Origin of the sequence: Leptospira venezuelensis (assembly GCF_002150035.1) — a bacterium.
Classification (GTDB): Bacteria; Spirochaetota; Leptospiria; order Leptospirales; family Leptospiraceae; genus Leptospira_B; species Leptospira_B venezuelensis.
Map to the genome: position 1 here is coordinate 888,865 of NZ_NETS01000010.1, position 19,771 is coordinate 908,635.

Sequence of the window (19,771 nt, forward strand, 5' to 3'; positions counted from 1 at the left end):
AAATGAATATTAAGAAAACATTACTTATTCTCTTGCTGGCAGCGTTTACGCTGCCGGTGGCTGCTCAGTCGATTGATCCTTCGATCTATTCTAAAGTGAAATCGGATCTTACTATTAGCAGGCATAAATCTAAGGCGGAGTTTAAAACTTCTCTGGAAAGGATTGTTTCGGATCCAATTCCATATTTGAAAGCGATTACAGAAGATCCTTCGATTAGGATTTACGTGAAAGAAAAAGCTATTGCTCTTCTGGAGTATTATCCTACGGAAGAATCTGAATCGATTTTAAAGAGTAAGATAGAAGATGGAAGCCTACATAAGTCTTTACGAAATTTATCTGTAAGAAGTTACTCTTCTGCATTCTACGGAAAAGATCCACAGAAAGCAGAGATCTTTTTAGGGACTTTCAAGAACGATAAATCTATTGGTAAGGCTGTAGATTCTTCTTTGCAAGAAGCTAGGTATTCTGCTTTCAAAAAGAAAACTCCTCCGTCCAAAGAGGATTTCGAAAAATTTAGACGGAATAAACCTTTCGAAAAAAAATAAGCTTAGCAAGTTGCAAAGTTTTAAAAGGCCGCAGGGTTAAGTGCTCTGCGGCTTTTTATTTGGAGTCATAAACAGCCTTATTTTTCTCTTTTAAGTTCCCGTTTTTCACTATTTTTTGGAATTATTCTGCCAATTCTTCCTGATCTTAGGATCATATTTTTCTGGACGTACCTTTCCAAACATTTGGCAATAGAATGGGAGAAGTGTAGTCTTCGTTTGTTTATAATATCATAACTTATATTGGATTCCTTGTAGGAATTCCAACAAAGTAAGGATCTGAGATTGAGTTCAGCATATTATCGTTTTATTTTATGTGTTTTAGTGGGGTTCCTTCCTCAATTGAATTGTGGAGGAGGGGGCGGTGGAATGACATTATTTCCATTCTCTTCTTCGCCTTCCGGTATCAAGGGTTTACATATTTCCGATTCGGCAGGTAATAGATATTCTTCCGGTTCAACACTTTCCCTAGGTTCCGTTTTGATTAGTTCTTCTTCCTCGAATACTTTGAAGATTGAGAATAATGGAAATTTTACAGTTACACTCACCGGAAACCCAGATGCAGTTTCTAAAAGTGGGATCCATTCTTCTCAATACGTAATCGATTCCCAGCCTTCAAGCACAAGTCTTGCAGATGGAGATTCGACCACTTTTCAGATCAGTTTCCAGCCTAGTACTGCAGGTGTAAAGTCCGCCTACTTGATAATCAATTCTGACGATCCGAATATCGGTACTTATATTCTTTACTTAAAAGGAACTGGGACAGAAGCGCCTGCACCTTCTATTCAAGTTTCGGAAGGCAGTTTTAATTTTATCCCGAATGCACAAACGAACTTCTACGCACCTTCTGGAGAAACCTCTTCCAAAGTAATTTTAGTTAAAAACATTGGAGATCAAGATTTAGTAATTTCTAATATTTCCTTAAGCGGGGCAGATGCGGTTCGGTTTAGTCAAACTGGCTCAGCTGTTACAATCTCTCCTAAAAAAACTTATACATTTACAATTTCGTTTAACCCTGATTCTGTTTCTACATTTTCAGCATCAATCTCGATCGATAGTAATGATCCGAATATTGCCAGTTATTCGATTGGTCTTTCTGGAGTAGGAACTTCTGGAAGTGTACCGCAAATTTCAGTAATGTATTCGGATAATAATAATATTTCTAGAGATATTACAAGTGGCACTGGGTTTTCTTATTCTTTTGGAAGTGTTTTTCCTGGGGCAGTATCTTCTAGTAAAACAGTCACTATTCGTAATTTAGGGAAATCTAATTTAGATCTTTCGGGCACTCCTGTGGCTTTAAGTGGGGCAGATCCAGGGGAATTTATTATAACTCAACCTTCTGTTACGAGTCTTTCTCCAAATTCTTCTGCTACATTCGTGATTAAGTTCAGTCCAACGAATCTGGGTTCCAAGTCTGCGACTATTACATTGAGCACTACTAATGGTAAAGGAGGAGGGTCCTCTAGTTCTGTTCTTGGTGTTTCTGGAGCAGGCGGAAAAAGGGATATTATTGTGACCTGGGCACATTCTAAAGAACGGGCAGTTCATATGGCTTCGGGTGCTTACAGGGTTTGTTATAATAAAGGTTCCGATTTTAGTGCGGAAGGTGGATCTGTAATCTGTGATCCTGACGTAGTGTATGCTGGAGACCCGTATACCGCGAATTATAAAACGATCACAGTAAGTTCCTCGGGGACTTGGTTTATCCGAGTAAAATCCTTTTCTCAATTTAACGCTACTGGCTCAGTATTTTCTAAACCGATCCAGGCAAAAGTAAGTTCTCCAGGATATTAAGGAATTATAATGAAAAATAAAATATTAATTTTTCTAGCGGTTTTCTTTCTCGCATCAATTGGTTATTTATTTGCAGAGAAGGAAGATGATTCCGTCCCAATCATCTCTAGATTATTCAGGCCGATTTCCGATGTTAGTAATAAGAATAATACAAAAAAAGATGAGAAGAAACCATTTAGATCCTCTCAATTAATTGTAAAATTTAGAGAAAGGGCAGGAGATTCGGTTAAATCTTATGCGGTAGATAGTTTCCAAGGAAAAGTTGTAAACAACTTAGATGAGAGCGGAATCTCTCAAGTGGAACTTAGAGAAGGCCAATCTGTAGAAGAAGCAATTTCGGAATATTCTGCTCATCCTGATATAGAATATGTTCAGCCAAATTATATTTATCATGCGAGTGTTGCTCCAACCGACACACTTTATAGTCAATTATGGGGATTGAACAATACAGGCCAAACAATCGCTACTGCTACTTATGCTCCTACTAGCGCTCCTACAAACAATCCAGGAACCAGTGGCGACGACATGAGAATGGAAAGCGCTTGGGCTATCACAACAGATTGTTCTAATACTATTGTAGCGGTTGTTGATTCTGGAGTGAATTATAATCATCAAGATTTAAATGATAATATGTGGAGTTCCAATTCTTGCGTTTCAGATAAGGGAGAGTCCCTCGGAACTTGCACAAATGGTTGGGATTATGTAGATAAGGATTCGAATCCTATGGATTTGAATGGTCATGGCACTCATGTCGCTGGCACAATTGGAGCTGAAGCCGATGGAACAGGTGTAGTCGGAGTTTGCTGGGTCGCGAAAATTATGGCGGTCCGAGTTTTAGATCAATCTGGTTCCGGAGATACAGCTACGATTATTAAAGGAATCAATTTTGCCGTAAAGAATGGAGCGAAGGTTTTAAATTTGAGTCTGGGCGGTCCAAGTTATGATGCTGCTATGCGTTCTGCTATGGCAAGTGCAGGTAGTAAATATGATGCTTTATTCGTTGTCGCTGCCGGAAATGAAAGTAGCAATTTGAGCGTTAAGAATTCGTATCCTTGCGAATATGGAGACGCGAATATTCTTTGCGTAGCTGCCTTAGATCAGAAATTCCAATTAGCTAGCTTCTCCAACTTTGATACTTCCAAAACGAACGTGGATATCGGTGCTCCAGGGACGAATATCAGAAGTTCATGGGCCGGTTTAGAAGCTACTTCTACTGTACCATTTACAAGTTGGCTCACTAGCGGCGGAAGCGGAACAAGTTGGGTTGCTACTACTTGTTTCACTATTCCAGTATTATTATTAGCGACTAGTTGCAATTCTGCATTTAGCGGAATTGGGGCGGGGTATGCTACGTATTCTTATTCGCAAGCAGATGTAGCGTTTCCGATCAGCGCGGCCGCTGATGCAGTAACAGCTGTTATGAGTCTATACTTAGATACAGAAGCAGGTTATGATGGTTTCAATATTTATGCGAATGGAAATTCTTCTCTATACTCCAATTCGAATATTATTTCTACTCTTTCTGGAGAAACGAATGGAAAGTTAATTTCGAATTTAGAAATTTCTGCACCTAAGTGTGTAGGGTCAACGAATTGTTATATTGGGCTTGAATTCATTTCAGATCAAACCGTGAATCGTGCTGGGGTTGCTTTTACAACATTTAGAATAAATACATTGGATGTAGGAACAACCAATCAATACAATACCATCAACGGGACATCAATGGCAACTCCACATGTAACTGGATTGGCTGCTTTATTGAGGTCTTATAATCCTAAGTTCACATATAAAGATACGATTACTGCGATAATAGCAGGCGGAACTACTGTAAGTAATTTGCAATCCATTACAAAATCTGGAAAGGCTGCGAATGCAAATGGAGCAATGCGTAATTTGGAAGCTCCTGTGGATCTAAGTGTCGATGTTCCTTAGAACTTTCTTAAAAAGTGCATCGATCATTCTTTTAATATCGATAGCTTTGCCTTCTATATTTTCACAAGGATTTCCCAAAAATAATCTTCCTGCGGAAAAAGGGAAATATGTGAAACCGGGCCGTATTGTTCCAAACGAATATATTTTCAAATTGGTTTCTGGAACTAGCTCGGAAAGAATTAAGGCATTAATTCCTAATTCCACCATTTTAAATATCGAATTAATTACTGAAGATACGTATAAGGTGACGTATAAATCTGATCCAGGTCTGGAAATTCTGAAAACTGTGTCTTCCAAATCCGGATTTGTAGAATCGGTTCAACATAATTTGGTATACAAGGCTTTTTAAGTGTATATGCTGAAAATTATTTTATAAAAATATAATATTATTTTCCAGAAAATCCTGCATGTATCCATTTTGCAATCTGATCTAAGGCATTTTTGGCTTCAGGGACACTTCTTCCTAAATTAAAAAAGCCGTGGATCAAAGTTTCGTAGGTTTTGATTTCCAGTTTTACTTTTGCTTTTCGAAGAAGGTCCGCATAAGCGAGTCCTTCGTCCTGTAGAGGATCAAATCCAGCAATGAGAATGTAAGTCTTGGGTGTATGAGAAAAATTCGTCTGCTGGAAAGGTGTAACTCTTGGGTCCTTCCAATCTTTAGAATTTGGTATGCTATGATATTTGAAATAACGAAGAAGATCTCGAGTGAGAGCGTATCCGTTTGCAAATTCTTCTATACTTTCTCTTTCTTGGATTAGATCGATCCAAGGGTAGATAAGTATTTGGAATTGGGGAAGAGCGAGTTTTTCTTTTTTAGCCCGAGTAGATATAGAAACCGCTAAATTTCCTCCAGCAGAATCTCCACCCACCGCAATCTTTTTAGGATCAATTCCAATCGATTTCCCATTCTTCCGCACCCATTTATAAGCAGAATATGCATCTTCCCAAGGAGAAGGATAGGTATGTTCAGGCCCTAACCTATAATCAACTGCAAGTATAGCACGGCCGGAGATTTTTGCTAAATATCTTAGAGGCGCATCGTGAGATTCTAAATCTCCGATTACAAAACCACCTCCATGAAAATAAAGCAAACATGGTTCCAAGTCTTTAGTTATATTCGAAGAATATAATCTTACTTTGATCCTTGGGCCCATTCCTGGGATTGAAAAATTTTCTATTCTAGGAAGATCTACTTTCTCTAAATCAAAAAACCCCATTATGTTTTTGAAAAGATCTCTGGCTTTAGCCGGAGGAAGATTTTCAGGTTTAGGTTTTATCTTAGCTAAAACTAAGGCGGCTCGAACCTTGGAATCCAAGGTTCTTTCTCTTTTGATATCTTTTCCGAAAATCCTTAGAACCGGATTTGGAAGAGAAAGTAAAGCTCTGGCCGCTAAGGTCTCAAACTTTTGCCAGAGCACTTTTTTTCCTTGGTTCAGATTTTCCGTTAGAAGAGCTTTGTTTTCCAGGTTGTTTATACTTTGCTTTGGATGGGACAGGTAATGTTTGCACACTTTTAGATGCTCTCTTCTTACCTGCTTTTAGTTCCTTCTGCATATAATATAAAAAGTCTTCGTAATCCACCTGCATTGTATGTCTCGCAGAGCTTACGTACCTCTTCTTCATCTTCTTTTCGTAATCTTGGATCTGATTTTGCATTTCAGTAGTTGTTGGGAGGCAATAATTTCCGGTTAGATATTCTGCCAGCCATTTTCCTTGGAACTCCGCAAGTGGCATTATTGCTCCTAAAGGCTGATACAATCCTACAAAGAATAAATTATTCAGATCCGGTTTGAAAGTTCTGTGAAACAAGGGAAGATGATTATTAGGAGCAGAGATAAACTCAGGTTTGAAGAACGGGAACTTGACGTTGTATCCAGTGCAATAAATGATTGCGTCGATCTCTTCCTCAGAGCCGTCAGCAAACTTTACTTTGTTTCCATTATATTCTTGGATCACAGGTTTGTATTTTATATCTCCTCTTCCGAGTCTGACTAAAATATCTTGCGAGATAGTTGGATGAGCTTCTCCAGGTTTATGATCCGGTTTAGGAAGGCCAAAATCTTCCATCTTTCCAACTCCTATCTTTAACATTGTTCCAAACAAAAATTGTTTTAACCAAAAAGGAGTTCCTGGCGGAAGTAACTCCGTTTGTTTATCTAAAGGTTTTCCGAAAAGATAATTTGGGATTACCCAGGCTCCCCTTCTGGATGATAAGAAAACTTTTTTTGCAACTCCAGGACGGCTTAACTCTACGGAGATATCCATAGCGCTATTTCCCATTCCAAGTACTACAACTCTTTTGCCGGTTAATTGAATCGGATGTTCTGGATCTACATAGTCATGAGAATGTATTATCTTTCCGTTAAATTTACCTGGAAAGTCAGGCTCAGGCCAACGAGGAGACCAATGATGTCCGTTGGCTACGATAACCGCATCATAAAATATTTTTTCTCCTTTCTCACTTGTAACTAAATAAGTTCCGTCGTCTTGAGGTTCTATTTTTGCGACACCATTCTTAAATTTAATATGTTTACGAAGTCCAAAATGTTCCACGTAATCCACAAAATATTTTTGGATAGGTTCATGATTTGGATAATCCGCATACCAATCTGGCATAGGATAATCTCTATATTCCATTCTATCTCTGTGAGTGTTGATATGTAATGACTTATAAATATTACTCAGACCGTTGTCGTTTTTATATCTCCAGTTACCTCCTACATCGCTTCCTTTTTCGTAACAATCGTAGGGGATACCTTTGTCTTGCAATGATTTACAAACAGTGATTCCACTAGAGCCAGCGCCAATAACGCAGACTTTCGGCAACTCTTGCATATAGTTCTCCGATCTTTTTATGAGGTTGATAAAACGAATTAGTAGTAGAAGTTTTTCGAACACATAGTCAAGCCCGAAAATGGATTGAGTTAATAAATCCATATGTTTAGGTCGGACTTATGAAGACAGAAGAGAAAACAGATGTTCATTTTGATTACGACTATATCATAGTCGGCTCCGGTTTTGGCGGGAGTGTTTCTGCCATGAGGTTAAGCCAAAAAGGTTATTCTGTCTTGGTAATTGAGTCGGGTAAAAGATGGACCGCGAAAGAATTTCCTAAAACGAATTGGTCTGTTCACAAATATTTATGGATGCCTAGATTAGGTTTTTATGGAATCCAAAGACTCAATCTTCTAAAGGATTTTTTCTTAGTCAGCGGTGCTGGAGTTGGTGGAGGTTCTTTAGTCTATGCAAACACACTTTACGTTCCTTCCGATAAAACATTAAATCATCCAACATATAAAAAAATTGGCGGTAAGGATGGAATGATTCCTTTCTATAATGTAGCATCTAGAATGTTGGGTGTTGTTAAGAATCCTCATTTGGATGAATCTGACTCCATTTTAAAAGAAATCGCAAATGAAATGGGAAGAGGTGAAACTTTTTCTGCCACTCCCGTTGGAGTATTCTTCGGTGAAAAGCCGGGACAAACAGTTAAGGATCCATTCTTCTTAGGTGAAGGCCCTGAAAGAACTACATGTAATCTTTGCGGAGGTTGTATGGTAGGATGTCGTTTTAATTCTAAAAATACATTAGATAAAAATTATCTATTTTTTGCCGAGAAGTTGGGGGCTAAAGTTCTTCCTGAGACAAAGGCGACTGATCTAGTTCCATTAAATGAAAGGGGAGAAGTCGATCCAAATGCAAGCGGAGAATTCGGTTATCAACTTTCTACAAGATCCACAACAGGTTGGTTCGGATTTCCCAAAAGAAAATTCAAAGCTAGGTCTGTTGTACTTTCTGCAGCAGTAATGGGAACTGTTGGTTTACTTTTGCGTTCCAGAGAAGCTGGACATATGAAACGCCTGTCACATCGTCTAGGAGATGATGTTCGTACAAATAGTGAAACGGTCTTAGGAGTAACCAAATTTGGAAAGAATGTGGATTTTTCCAATGGAGTAGCGATCACTTCTTCCATTCATCCGGATGAACACACACATATAGAGCCGGTTCGTTATTCTAAGGGTTCTGATTTTTTTGGAACTCTTGCGAGTGTTCTTACTGACGGCGGAGGCTTCTTTCCTAGACCTCTTAAATATTTTTTCACTATGTTCACTCAGCCTATTTATTTTTTGAAAGCATCATGGCCGTTCGGCTTTGCAAAAAATTCTCTCATTTTGCTGGTCATGCAAACTTTGGACAATAAGGTAAAGTTAGTTAGAAAGAGAAGAATGTCCTGGCCTTTCGAGAAGTCTATAACTTCCGCTATTAGTTCAGGAGAGAAGGTACCTTCTTATATTCCTATCGCAAACCAAACCGCAAGAAAGGTAGCTAAGAAGATAGGCGGTATTCCTAGAAGCTCATTAAATGATGTTCTTCTGAATGCTCCTATCACAGGGCATATTATGGGTGGATGCGTAATGGGTTCTGATCCGGAAGAAGGTGTGATCGATTTTGAGAACAAAGTTTATGGTTATAAAAATCTTAGAGTTTGTGATAGCTCAATGATCCCTGTGAATCTTGGAGTGAATCCTTCGCTTTCGATTACAGCGATGACTGAAAGAGCAATGTCTATGATCCCTCCTAAAGACAATAAGTCGGTTGCTAGTTTCGAATTTGAAAAACAATTTGGAATTACTTCTGTAGTCTTTCCTAAAACGTGATCCGAAAACGATAGACCTATACTTTGCTTAAAGAAAATCTCTCCGTATCGGGTATCACCGATCCGGAGAAGGGTTTTGGGCCTACTAAAAGAAAGTTTAAAGGATTTTTTTCAAACTAAAAAGGATTGGATCTCCTTCGCAGGAATCTTCATACTATTTCTAATTTTTTGGTCTTATAACTATTCTTTTCGATTTGCTCCACTTTTCACTCAGGCTTTAAAAGATAACCAGATCGGTTTAAGCTTATTCTACTTTTTATTTTTTGCAGCAGGTGCATTGCTCATATATCCAATCGTTCTCGCATTTTACGGAAAATTAAACGAATTCAAACCTTCTATTCCGCTGATTTTGGGCTTCGTAGTAGTCCTCGCCATTGTGTGTTCAGCAAGGATCAGGGATTCAGAATTATTTTACTGGGCAGGTTCTTCTTCCATACCGATTGCAATGCTTACTGTAAACTATGTTGGGACAATTCTTGCTTACACTGCATTACCTTTGGCTTGGATCATTCTTCGTAAAAATTCTCCGGATAGATTTTTAGGTCTAAGTAAGTCTCCTAGGTTTGGAGAAGTGTTATTCTTATTAGGATTGATGCTCCCGATTATAGCCATTGCATCCTTCTCTCTTTCTTTTCTTTCTGTATATCCTAGATTCGCTGGAAGATTGTCAGATGGTTATTTGATTTATCCTCCTGTTTTATGGATCATTCTATTCGAAATTTCTTATGCAGCTGATTTTGCGGTTTTGGAAACTTTCTTTAGAGGATTTATGGTGTTCCCTCTCGCTTCGAGAATAGGAAGTAAGCCTGCGGTTTTAGCAATGGCATTTATGTATGGCCTATTACATTTTACAAAACCTTCTTTTGAGGCTTTGGGCTCTTTTTTTGGAGGTTTTATCTTAGGATTAATCTCCTATCGGACCAAATCCGTATATTCAGGAATTTTGATACATATAGGCGTTGCATTGGCAATGGAACTTGCCGCCACTTTGCAGTTTTTATATTTTATGGAGTAAATATTCTCCGGTTCATTTCGAACCGGAGACGGAAGTATCAGATACGAATCGTGTATCCGATATTATAGAAGAAGATCACATGAACTATATGTTGCTGCTGGTAATGGTCAACTAAGGCTCTTTTTACTGCGGGATCATCCGATAAGGAAGAGAGATAGTTAACGATCAGCTCATTCTTATATCCGTACGCTTTAGCAGGATCAATAGTTAATCCGTCGTTTGCATTGCTATCAGGATAAGCGCCAATATTCGGTGTATAAGTTCCATTATCCACTAAAGCAGGTGTTGCTCTATACATCATATTAGCGGCGAAGAAAAACTTACCGTAATCGAATTGGAGTCTAGGGCTAACGTCACTAATTCCTTTTTTTCGATCCGTGTTATCATTCACTTCTGCATAGCCTAAAACTAGGCTAGGAGTGATCCTAAAAGTTTCACCTTTAAAAAATTCATGAGAAACCGTGAGACGATAGTTATGAGTTCCTTGGAAAGTCCCACCGTAATCATTTAACATTTTATTGTTAATTGAAAACTGAGGGTTGAGCCATTCCCAAAAAGGAGCCTTCCATCCGATCACCCAATATCCTCTCATCACATAAGTAGGATCGTTTTGGTTAATGAATAAAAATCCAGCGGAGAATGTACCAAGTCTTGTCTCATGATCGTACATTGCTCTGGTAAACAGATAATCATAGAGTCCGTTTTTTTCTTTTCTGGTCTTTACTTCGTTCGGATCGAATTGCAAGGTCCCTGTTGCAAGTGACTTATCTAACAAATGAGTTTGATCAGGACCCCCGGGGGTGGATTGTAATCTCAGATCCGAGTCCGTGTTACTTCTGTCCACCAAAGGATTCATAACGGTAAGCCCAAGTTTAAATTGTTTAGGCAAACCTAATATTTCTACGCTTGTAGTTAAGAAATATGCTTCATAAAAATCTTTATAAGAAGTTCCATTCCTTCTTGCCTGTCTTTCTCCGAATAGATCGGACCCTTGGAAGGCACCATCATTAGACAAAGATTGAGAAAGTAAGATTGAATGCTCCGGGAGTGTTTCCTTGGGAGAAGGAGTTTTCACTGCTCCTGTAGGAACACTTTCGTCGGAGGCAAATTCCGGAACAGCATCCGGAGCATCTTCCGTAATTTGTTTTATTTTATCCTTGCGGATTCTAAATATGACTCCGTCTGGATCGACCACCTCTATCTCGGTTTCCGATTCTTTTTGAACAGAAACTTTTTTGAAAATACGACCCGCATTCGTTTGGATCGTTACTGCTAAAATTGATTCGAGAGGGAAAGTGAGGATCAGTAGGAGGATTGAGGAAATACCTAAAATTCTTCCCATACAACCATTATTCAAAATTGCGGCACTTTCTTCAATTCACATACATATGTAATCATTTATTTGCTTATCCCTTTACTGATGTATAATAGTCCTTATTTTTCAAAATGGCATGAACTTTTTCACTTCCTAGGAGTCCTACGAAGATTTGATCCTGAAACTATTTAGTATTTTTAGGTCAGATAAAATTCTGTTTTCAGCATGGTTATAAAGATATACCTTTGGAGAAAGAGCTTCTCTTAGGCATAAATATGATCCAACTCAACCGACCTTCTTTATTCAAAAATTCTAATTTTTATTCCGGAGAATGGAAGACCTTCTCAAAGACTATACAGGTTTTTGATCCTGCAACAGGTGAGAAGATAGGAGAAGTGCCCGATCTTCCCAGGGAAGAAGTAAGAAAAGCTTTGGAGTTTGCTGAGAAGTCTCAAAAAGAATGGTCCAAAACAATTCCTAAACAAAGAGCAAGATTTCTCAGGAACTGGGCGGATTTAATGATCCAAAACAAAGAAGACTTAGCAAAAATTATGACCTGGGAGCAAGGAAAACCTTTAGCGGAATCCAGAGGAGAAATAGATTATGCTGCTTCGTATTTGGAATGGTTTTCAGAAGAGGCAAAACGGGCATACGGAGATCTAATCCCAACTCATAGAAAAGAACTTAGATTGATGGCTTGGAAAGAACCTGTGGGCGTTACAGGAATTTTAACACCTTGGAATTTTCCTTCTTCCATGATCACTCGAAAGATAGGGCCGGCTCTTGCAGCGGGATGCGTTGTGATTTCTAAACCTTCTGAACTTACTCCATATTCGGCAATTGCATTAGCTGTACTTGCAGAAGAGGCCGGAATTCCTTCTGGAGTTTTCCAAGTAGTCACAGGACAACCCGAACCGATCGCAAATGAATTTTTAGAAAACAAAATTGTTCGAAAGATCAGTTTTACAGGTTCCACAAGAGTGGGAAAAATACTTTTAGCAAGATCTGCAAACCAAGTTAAAAGAATTTCTTTGGAATTAGGTGGAAATGCTCCATTCATTGTATTCGCAGATGCAAATATGAAAGAAGCAATACGAGGGGGAATCGCATCAAAATTTCGTAATGCAGGTCAGACTTGTGTATGCACAAATAGATTTTTGGTGGAAGAAAAGATTGCAGAAGAATTTGCTCACGGCTTAGCAGAAGAAGTTTCCAAATTTAAAATTGGGAATGGTTTTGAAGAAGGGGTTAATATTGGTCCTTTGATCCATTCTGCTGCGGTTAAAAAAGTAGATTCTCATCTAAAAGACGCCATCGAGAAGGGAGGAAAACTTCTGCTAGGAGGTAAGCCTCATTCTCTCGGTGGGAACTTCTACGAACCGAGCGTTCTCTCGGGAATCTCCGAAAAATCATTATGTTTCCAAGAAGAGACTTTTGGTCCTCTCGCACCTATCAAAAGTTTCAAATCAGAAGAAGAAGCATTACAAATTGCAAACGCAAGCGACGTAGGATTAGCATCTTACGTGTATACGAACGATCCTGCCAGGATTTGGAGAATTTCAGAAGCCTTAGAAGCCGGGATGGTTTCAGTCAACGAAGGCATTTTATCCACAGAACAGGTTCCCTTTGGCGGAGTAAAAGAGTCAGGTATGGGCAGGGAAGGCTCCAAATATGGGATAGAAGAATATCAGGAAATAAAATATATCTGCTGGGGTGGACAAGGCTAAACGAGATTACCTCGAATTCACCTTGTTAGTTTTGTAAAAAAATTTTCGTCTTTTGAGCTCGGACTTCTTTTCGCATTTTTCCTTGACGAAGTAGTCCTCCGGATCAATTTCTTAGGCTGCCTTTTTATGGACCCTTTTTATTTTAACTTTTACTTCTTCGGATCCTTACTAGCTTCCTTATTTTCTTTGTACGTTTCCTTTTTCTTTCTAACCATAAAAGAAAGAAGTAAGGCAGCATTTCATTTAGGTCTTTCGAGCTTATCAACTACCATATTTCATTTTGGATATTTGGTGGCGTTCTGCTCTCCTGAAGACTGGACGATCTTTCATAGATGGATCGTAATCCCATTTCCAATGGTGGGTTATACTCAGCTTTTTATATTCTTCTTTTATTTCCCGACTCCTAAAAGAGAGAAGTTAGGGCTGACCTTATATGCTATCTTGTATGCAGGAGTAATAGCCTTAGCAGTTTTTTATATTATTTTATCCTTAAAGTCTACAAGAAGTTTCGTGATGGGAAGCCATTATTGGGATTTCGAAACTCATTTATTCTATAAAATTTTCTCTCTTATAGTTTTTCTTTATAATTTCATTTTTTTGATCGCAGCAATTTGGAGAGCGATCGTAGAAAAAGGAGGAGAGAGAAGGTCTGTAATTTATATCACTCTAGCCTACCTAACAATTACACTTTTACCGGGCATTACAAATGCTTTAAGTAGAGAAGGAACAGTTTCTAGAGCTGTTTATCAGCAAACAGCGGACATTCTCCTCGTTGCTGGATTATTTCTAATTCTTATCGTTTATGTAAACGCAACTAAGGAAAGGACTACTATCTTAAGTAGGATTGTAGGAGTGAGTATGGCTACCTTCTTACTCGCATTTCAGTTGGTTGGATTCGCAATATTAAACGGATACGATTCTTCTTTCGATCTGATCAAAAAAGAAGAAGCTAAACTGGTCGTTTTGCAGGGAGAGACTCCGGGCGGATTCGCATATTTGACTTCTTTCGATCCGAGCGAAAATCGATTTCAAACGGAGAAAGGTTTTAAGGATCCGAGATTTGATTCTGAAGATAGGCTAGAGATTAAATTCTTTTATATTTCTAAAAATCTGACAAGTTTGGGAAATCTTTCTGCTAAGGAAAGATGGGATAGATCTAAAACAATTTTAGAAAATTCTCCCAAAGAATTTTATGCTTATCAAGAAGGTCTAAAGCAATTTTTAGAATCGAAGGGAAATGATCCTGTTTCTGATGAACAAATACGAGAATTTTTCAGACATTTGAACAAGCGACTGAAAGTTGTAAGAAGTAAATATTCTCATCTACCTTCGAAATCGGATTCATCTGCAGTTTATAAACTTTTAAAATCAGAAGAAGTCGGTCTGTCCGCAATTTTAGAAAAAGTAAAGATAAAGGCAGAAGCAGATCTTAAAGCAGATATATCAGAGTCAGACTTGGATAAAACGGTCCTTCTACCCTTAACTCCTATCAGAGAGGTGGGAGAAAGAATCTATAGAGGAACAAAATACTATAAAGTCGGAGATGAGAAGCCACACTACTATGTTTCCTATTTGGTTATACATCCTACAAATGGAAATGTATACGAGGTCGGATTCACTTATAAATCATTCCGTGCATTCATACATGAACCTGCGTTGATCTTGGTAGTATGTTTACTCGCTATCATGTTGGTGATCAGTTTAGGATTCAGATTCTTCTTTCAAAATGCTCTTATCAAACCAATGGACGAAGTTGTAGTAGGTTTAACCGAAGTGAATTCAGGGAACTTGGATTATAGACTTGAGCCAAGAGTAGAAGATGAGATCGGATTTATCGCGAGATCTTTTAATAGAATGGCAAGGTCTATCCAATCGGCTCGAAAAAGATTAGAACAATACGCTAACGAGCTAGAAGAAAAAGTAAAGGAACGTACCAAGGAATTAGAACAAACCTTAGGAGAAGTACAAGAGCTAAAACAACAACAGGACGGGGACTATTTCTTAACTTCTCTTTTGATTAAACCTTTAGGAGCGAACAAGGCGGTTCATGAAAACGTAAAGGTAGATTTTTTACTTGAACAAAAGAAAAAATTCACTTTCAGAAGATACCATGATGAGATCGGTGGAGACTTAAATATTTCCAACCATATTGAATTACTCGGGAGATCTTATACTGTCTTCTTGAACGCAGATGCAATGGGAAAATCTATGCAGGGTGCGGGTGGTGCTCTCGTTTTAGGATCCGTTTTTGAATCTATTATAGAAAGAACCAGACTTGCTGATAATATGAAAAATCAGTCACCAGAGCGTTGGCTGAAGAACGCTTTCACAGAACTTCATAAAGTTTTCGAAAGTTTTGACGGCTCCATGTTGGTTTCTTCCGTAATGGGACTCGTTGACGATGAAGTCGGTATTTTATATTATATTAATGCAGAACATCCTTGGACAGTTTTGTATAGAGATGGGATTGCTAGCTTTATAGAAGATGAGTTAATGTTCCGAAAACTCGGAACGACCGGAATGGAAGGTCGTATTTACATCAAAACATTCCAACTAGAACCAGGGGATGTGATCATTGCAGGTTCCGATGGTAGGGATGATATTTTGATCGGAACGGATGCTGATGGTGGAAGGATTATCAATGATGATGAAAAACTTTTCCTTCGTATCGTGGAAGAAGGTAAAGGTGATCTCGGTGGAATCTATACTTGTATTACAGGGAAAGGTCCTCTTACCGATGACCTTTCCCTGATCAGGCTTTCTTTTAAAGAAACTGATTCGGACCAAAAAGTTCACGATGAACAAAAACAGAAGATCAAAGAACTTCTCAATAGAGCAAAAGAAACTTCTCAAAATAAAGATGTTGCAGAAGCTATTACTTACCTCGAGGAAGCGGAAAATCTTGATAGCCGTATTCCTGAAGTGAAGAAAAATTTTGTAAAATTATTCTTAAAACTCAAAGATTATTCAAAAGCCGCGCATTATGCAGAAGATTATCTGAATATCAAGCCGGTGGATAAGGAAATTTTGTATGTCGCTTCCTTTGCTGCGAGAAAAGCAGGACAGTTAAAAAAGGCCTTAGACTTTGGAGAAAGACTGAGGTTACGAGAGCCGGATCATTTTAAAAATCTAATGAATTTGGCTCAAGTGTATATTGCTTTAAAAAATTATGAAAGAGCAATGTATATGGTCCAATCAGCTCTACACATAGAACCGGAAAACGAGGCAGTGCTTAGGATAAGAGATGTTCTTAGGAAAAATTGGCGTCAGTAGATTTATACTAATGACTAATATCAATTTTCAAAGATATAATCCCAATAATATGAAATTAAAATGTGAGTTTTTGCTCACTTTGTAAAAAATAAGATCGATTCTCTGTGCCTTTGGTTTGAATTTAGAGTATTCTTTAGACAAAGCCAAACATTATCGGGGGCTCCAATGAATGACGAACGAACCTTGGAAAAGATAGCGGCGCTAGGCCCTTTGACTATCAATCGGATTCGCATAGGATTAGTTTTTTTAATTCTAGCATCTCTCGCTGCCTCCTGGGAACAAAGTTCTTTTGAACAAAATATGGCCTATCTAGGTGGAACGATCTCTATGGCGATCGTCTCTTTGGTGAATTTATTTTTTTCGTATCGAAGTGGTAAGATTCCGAAATCGATCGGAATGATTTCAGTTCTTTTGGATGTGTTAATACTTGCGAGCGTTATGTTTTTTGCCGCTTCGACGGACAAAAACATGTCTTCAGGTATTATTAGACAAATCATATTATATGCGATTAATGTAATACTGATCGTGTATTCAGGGTTGCTCTTAACGCCTAAATTTGTAGTAATTACAGGAATTGTCTCAGCTATTGCACAAGGTGCAGTGATATTAAATTGTTATCTTCATGGAGTTGTATTTTCGGAAGAACCAATAGAAGTACTTTCTCCTGGATTTGCCTCCACCTCTGAGCAAATTTTAAAACTGATTTTTTTGATCGTGATCGCTTTTATTGTGAGAAGTGTAATCAATATATTCGGCTTACTACGTGATGCGGAAGAAGAAAAATTAAACACGATCATAATATCCGGAAATGAACTGAAAAAAAGTAAAGAGAGAATGGATTCTGCTGCAGTTTCCTTGATGGAAAAATCCAGGTCTTTAAGGAACTTCTCTAATGAATTTTTTGATGTGATTAATAATCACGCCGCTTCATTCGATGAGATAGGTAGTACATTAACCGAATTTTTATCTCAGATTGAAAGTGCAGCATCCAGCGTTAAGGACCAATTTGGAAGAATAGAATTACTCGTAAAGGAGAGTCAAAATTTGAGATCTTTAATTGATAAGATCTCAGGTTATTCAACTGAGTTAAACGGGCGTATTCATTCCGTTTTAAATACGGGTAAAGAAGTGACTGAATTTGTTTCCGGTCTTTCTGAATCATTGGACTCACTCGGAGAATCTTTTCGTTCCGTGGGAGAGGTAACTGTAATCATGGCCGATGTTGCGGATCGTACCAATCTACTTTCTTTAAACGCTTCGATAGAAGCTGCGAGAGCTGGAGTTGCAGGAAGAGGTTTTGCAGTAGTTGCCACAGAAGTATCGAAACTTGCAGAGAGTAGCGGGCAAAATGCGGCTCGGATCTCTAAAATAATCGGTGAATCTAATGATTACGTAGACAAAGGCAGAAATAGGGCCTCAGTAACATCGGAAAAAGTCAAGAACCAAGAGGATCAGTTTGCCGCGTTCTTAGGTAGATTCAACGAATTAAACGGACTTCTTGAGGACCAGATCAGAATAAACGATCAATTTCTTTCCAGCCTATCAGAATTACGTAAACTTTCGGCGGGGATTGAAACTTCTTCAAACGAGCAAAATACAGGAGCTTCCATGATTATGGGAGCGATATCTGAATTGCAGGGCTCAATGGATTCTCTATTGAGAAAGAGCGAACTTTTATCCGATACTATAAAAGCTCTTGAGGAGGAGGCGGAACTTCTCGGAAAAGAACATTGATCTATATCAGTTAAATAATCGGATATATTATGACTTATTAAATAAAGGGCGACGTTAACTTTCTTTTGCAATAAATTTTCCACGAATAAAATCCGAAAAAGGATCGATTTATTCGCCCTTTTGCCGTCTTGAATACTAAATAATAAAATTATCCTAAGGCGGGTTTTTCTAATATGGCGACACGTTCCGAAACGGAAAAAATTCTCGCTCAAGGTCCGATCACAATCAATCGAATCAGATTCGGACTGACATTACTCTATTTTGCTTCCATCGCCATGGGGTACAAAAGAAGTACTCTATTCCAAAACTCACTCTATATTATAGGGACTTCGGTGATGGTGATGTATGTCACCTATTCCTTCCTTAAAAATCGATTTGGAAGCGGAGTATCTCCCTTTTTAGGAAAAGTTTTTATAGTAACTGATGTGGTTGTTCTCTGTCTGGTTATGATTGGTGCGACTACTGAGGACGCCAAGCTTGCTTCGAATGTTATCAAACAAGTAGTACTATATACAATTAATGTTATTTATATAGTTTATGCTGGCCTTTTGCTTTCTCCTAGATTTGTATACTTGACTGGGTTCTTAACCATCTTATGCCAAAGTTTAGTAACAGTCAATGCTGCCCATACTGGAGTCATTTTTACAGAGGATAGTATCGTTTCAATAACTCCTGGCTATGCCGCTATGTCTGAACAGATCACTAAGATGCTATTTTTAATGACCACTGCATTCATAGTAGTCGCAGTTATTAGGATCTTTTTACAACTAAAGAGTGTAGAAGAAGAAAAATCCCAGGCCATTGAAAAATCAAAAGAAGATCTGGAACATGGAAGGATCCGAATGACCGAGTCTGCGGTTTCTTTGAGAGAAAATTCTAAAAAGTTAAAGGACTTCTCCGATGATTTTTCAGAAGTAATAAGTAATCATGCTGCTTCTTTCGAAGAGATTAGTTCTACAATGGAAGAATTTTTGGCCCAGACAGAACAATCCGCAGAAACAGTAAAAGATCAATTTACAAAGATCGAAGGTTTATTGGGAGAAAGTAGAAATCTCAATACTCTAATCGATCGGATCTCAGGACATTCCAATGATTTGAATCGTAACATGGACATAGTCTTGGATGCAGGAAAAGCAGTGAGCGAATTTGTGGATGGTCTCAGGACTTCTTTGGAATCCTTAGGAAGTTCTTTCCGTTCAGTAGGAGAAGTAAACCAGATCATGTCGGACGTTGCAGATAGAACCAACCTTCTATCTTTGAATGCGTCCATCGAAGCAGCTAGGGCAGGGGCAGCTGGAAGAGGATTCGCAGTTGTCGCAACTGAAGTTTCTAAACTCGCAGAAAGTAGTTCCGAGAATGCGGATCGTATTTCTAAAATTATAAACGAAAGTACTAAATACGTCCAAGACGGACAAAAGTCAGCTCATACAGCGAATGAAAAAGTGAAAGAGCAGGATACTTTGTTCACAAACTTCTTAGATAGCTTTAAACAATTGAAGCAGTTATTGAGTGAACAGAAAATAGTGAACGACCGTTTTTTGAACAGCCTTTCAGTTTTAAGAAATTTATCTTCAGATATTGAGGCTGGTTCGAAAGAACAGTCACTTGGAGCTAATGCAATCATGACGTCAGTATCTTCTTTGCAAAGTTCTATGGATTCTTTGTTAAGAAAGAGTGAAATGTTGGCGGAAACCATTAAAATTCTGGAAACTGAAGCCCAAACATTGGCTTCGAAAGGTTAGTTAGTCTCCTGATAAAATTTCTGAACTAGCTTGTACA

Annotated in this window: 13 protein-coding genes; 10 read left to right on the forward strand and 3 right to left on the reverse strand. The window is 38.3% G+C overall.

Going from position 1 to position 19,771, the window contains the following annotated elements; translation table 11 throughout:
• Positions 1–2: 2 nt before the first annotated feature.
• The 4 genes from B1C82_RS11415 to B1C82_RS11430 all read left to right on the forward strand — a co-directional run bounded on the left by B1C82_RS11415 (position 3) and on the right by B1C82_RS11430 (position 4,620).
• Positions 3–545, forward strand: a complete 543-nt coding sequence (locus tag B1C82_RS11415; protein ID WP_086447680.1) for a hypothetical protein — start codon at positions 3–5, stop codon at positions 543–545.
• Positions 546–827: 282 nt separating this feature from the next.
• Positions 828–2,339: a choice-of-anchor D domain-containing protein gene (locus B1C82_RS11420; protein ID WP_086447681.1), complete on the forward strand. Its 1,512-nt coding sequence runs from the start codon at positions 828–830 to the stop codon at positions 2,337–2,339.
• A gap of 9 nt (positions 2,340–2,348) precedes the next feature.
• Entirely contained in the window at positions 2,349–4,271 is a 1,923-nt protein-coding gene (locus B1C82_RS11425) for a S8 family serine peptidase (RefSeq protein ID WP_086447682.1), read from the forward strand.
• The gene (locus tag B1C82_RS11430) at positions 4,261–4,620 is read left to right on the forward strand and encodes a hypothetical protein (protein WP_086447683.1); all 360 of its coding nucleotides are present in this window, start codon (positions 4,261–4,263) and stop codon (positions 4,618–4,620) included. The genes B1C82_RS11425 and B1C82_RS11430 overlap by 11 nt, the downstream gene beginning before the upstream one ends.
• Before the next feature lie 37 nt (positions 4,621–4,657).
• Here the strand turns inward: B1C82_RS11430 and B1C82_RS11435 are convergent, their stop codons facing one another.
• Positions 4,658–5,689, reverse strand: coding sequence for an alpha/beta hydrolase (locus tag B1C82_RS11435; protein ID WP_086447684.1), 1,032 nt, complete (start codon positions 5,687–5,689; stop codon positions 4,658–4,660).
• The gene (locus B1C82_RS11440; RefSeq protein ID WP_086447685.1) at positions 5,670–7,106 is read right to left on the reverse strand and encodes a flavin-containing monooxygenase; all 1,437 of its coding nucleotides are present in this window, start codon (positions 7,104–7,106) and stop codon (positions 5,670–5,672) included. The genes B1C82_RS11435 and B1C82_RS11440 overlap by 20 nt, the downstream gene beginning before the upstream one ends.
• Positions 7,107–7,225: 119 nt before the next feature.
• Between B1C82_RS11440 and B1C82_RS11445 the strand changes: the two genes are divergently transcribed.
• Both B1C82_RS11445 and B1C82_RS11450 read left to right on the forward strand, forming a co-directional pair.
• Positions 7,226–8,929, forward strand: coding sequence for a GMC family oxidoreductase (locus B1C82_RS11445; protein ID WP_086447686.1), 1,704 nt, complete (start codon positions 7,226–7,228; stop codon positions 8,927–8,929).
• A gap of 75 nt (positions 8,930–9,004) precedes the next feature.
• Positions 9,005–9,943, forward strand: a complete 939-nt coding sequence (locus B1C82_RS11450) for a CPBP family intramembrane glutamic endopeptidase (RefSeq protein ID WP_086447687.1) — start codon at positions 9,005–9,007, stop codon at positions 9,941–9,943.
• 37 nt (positions 9,944–9,980) lie between these two features.
• Here the strand turns inward: B1C82_RS11450 and B1C82_RS11455 are convergent, their stop codons facing one another.
• On the reverse strand, positions 9,981–11,285 hold the full coding sequence (locus B1C82_RS11455; RefSeq protein WP_086447688.1) for a hypothetical protein: 1,305 nt from the start codon (positions 11,283–11,285) through the stop codon (positions 9,981–9,983).
• Between the two features lie 248 nt (positions 11,286–11,533).
• Here B1C82_RS11455 and B1C82_RS11460 point away from each other — a divergent pair, with 248 nt between their 5' ends.
• The 4 genes from B1C82_RS11460 (at position 11,534) to B1C82_RS11475 (ending at position 19,734) form a co-directional block, all read left to right on the forward strand.
• On the forward strand, positions 11,534–12,985 hold the full coding sequence (locus B1C82_RS11460; protein WP_199775755.1) for an NAD-dependent succinate-semialdehyde dehydrogenase: 1,452 nt from the start codon (positions 11,534–11,536) through the stop codon (positions 12,983–12,985).
• A gap of 126 nt (positions 12,986–13,111) precedes the next feature.
• Positions 13,112–16,258 (forward strand): SpoIIE family protein phosphatase, encoded by a 3,147-nt coding sequence (locus B1C82_RS11465; protein WP_086447690.1) that lies wholly within the window; start codon positions 13,112–13,114, stop codon positions 16,256–16,258.
• A 165-nt stretch (positions 16,259–16,423) separates the two neighbouring features.
• A complete protein-coding gene (locus tag B1C82_RS11470) occupies positions 16,424–17,992 on the forward strand; it encodes a methyl-accepting chemotaxis protein (protein WP_086447691.1) in 1,569 nt (522 codons plus the stop codon).
• 173 nt (positions 17,993–18,165) lie between these two features.
• Positions 18,166–19,734 carry a methyl-accepting chemotaxis protein gene (locus B1C82_RS11475; protein WP_086447692.1) on the forward strand — a complete coding sequence of 523 codons (1,569 nt, stop codon included), beginning with the start codon at positions 18,166–18,168 and terminating at the stop codon, positions 19,732–19,734.
• Positions 19,735–19,771 lie beyond the last annotated feature (37 nt).

Bases quoted from the DNA above. Each gene is read 5' to 3' on its own strand.
- B1C82_RS11440 (WP_086447685.1), bottom strand. From the start codon at position 7,106: ATGCAAGAGTTGCCGAAAGTCTGCGTTATTGGCGCTGGCTCTAGTGGA.
- B1C82_RS11445 (WP_086447686.1), top strand. From the start codon at position 7,226: ATGAAGACAGAAGAGAAAACAGATGTTCATTTTGATTACGACTATATC.
- B1C82_RS11470 (WP_086447691.1), top strand. From the start codon at position 16,424: ATGAATGACGAACGAACCTTGGAAAAGATAGCGGCGCTAGGCCCTTTG.
- B1C82_RS11430 (WP_086447683.1), top strand. From the start codon at position 4,261: ATGTTCCTTAGAACTTTCTTAAAAAGTGCATCGATCATTCTTTTAATA.
- B1C82_RS11425 (WP_086447682.1), top strand. From the start codon at position 2,349: ATGAAAAATAAAATATTAATTTTTCTAGCGGTTTTCTTTCTCGCATCA.
- B1C82_RS11475 (WP_086447692.1), top strand. From the start codon at position 18,166: ATGGCGACACGTTCCGAAACGGAAAAAATTCTCGCTCAAGGTCCGATC.
- B1C82_RS11465 (WP_086447690.1), top strand. From the start codon at position 13,112: ATGGACCCTTTTTATTTTAACTTTTACTTCTTCGGATCCTTACTAGCT.
- B1C82_RS11455 (WP_086447688.1), bottom strand. From the start codon at position 11,285: ATGGGAAGAATTTTAGGTATTTCCTCAATCCTCCTACTGATCCTCACT.
- B1C82_RS11415 (WP_086447680.1), top strand. From the start codon at position 3: ATGAATATTAAGAAAACATTACTTATTCTCTTGCTGGCAGCGTTTACG.
- B1C82_RS11460 (WP_199775755.1), top strand. From the start codon at position 11,534: ATGATCCAACTCAACCGACCTTCTTTATTCAAAAATTCTAATTTTTAT.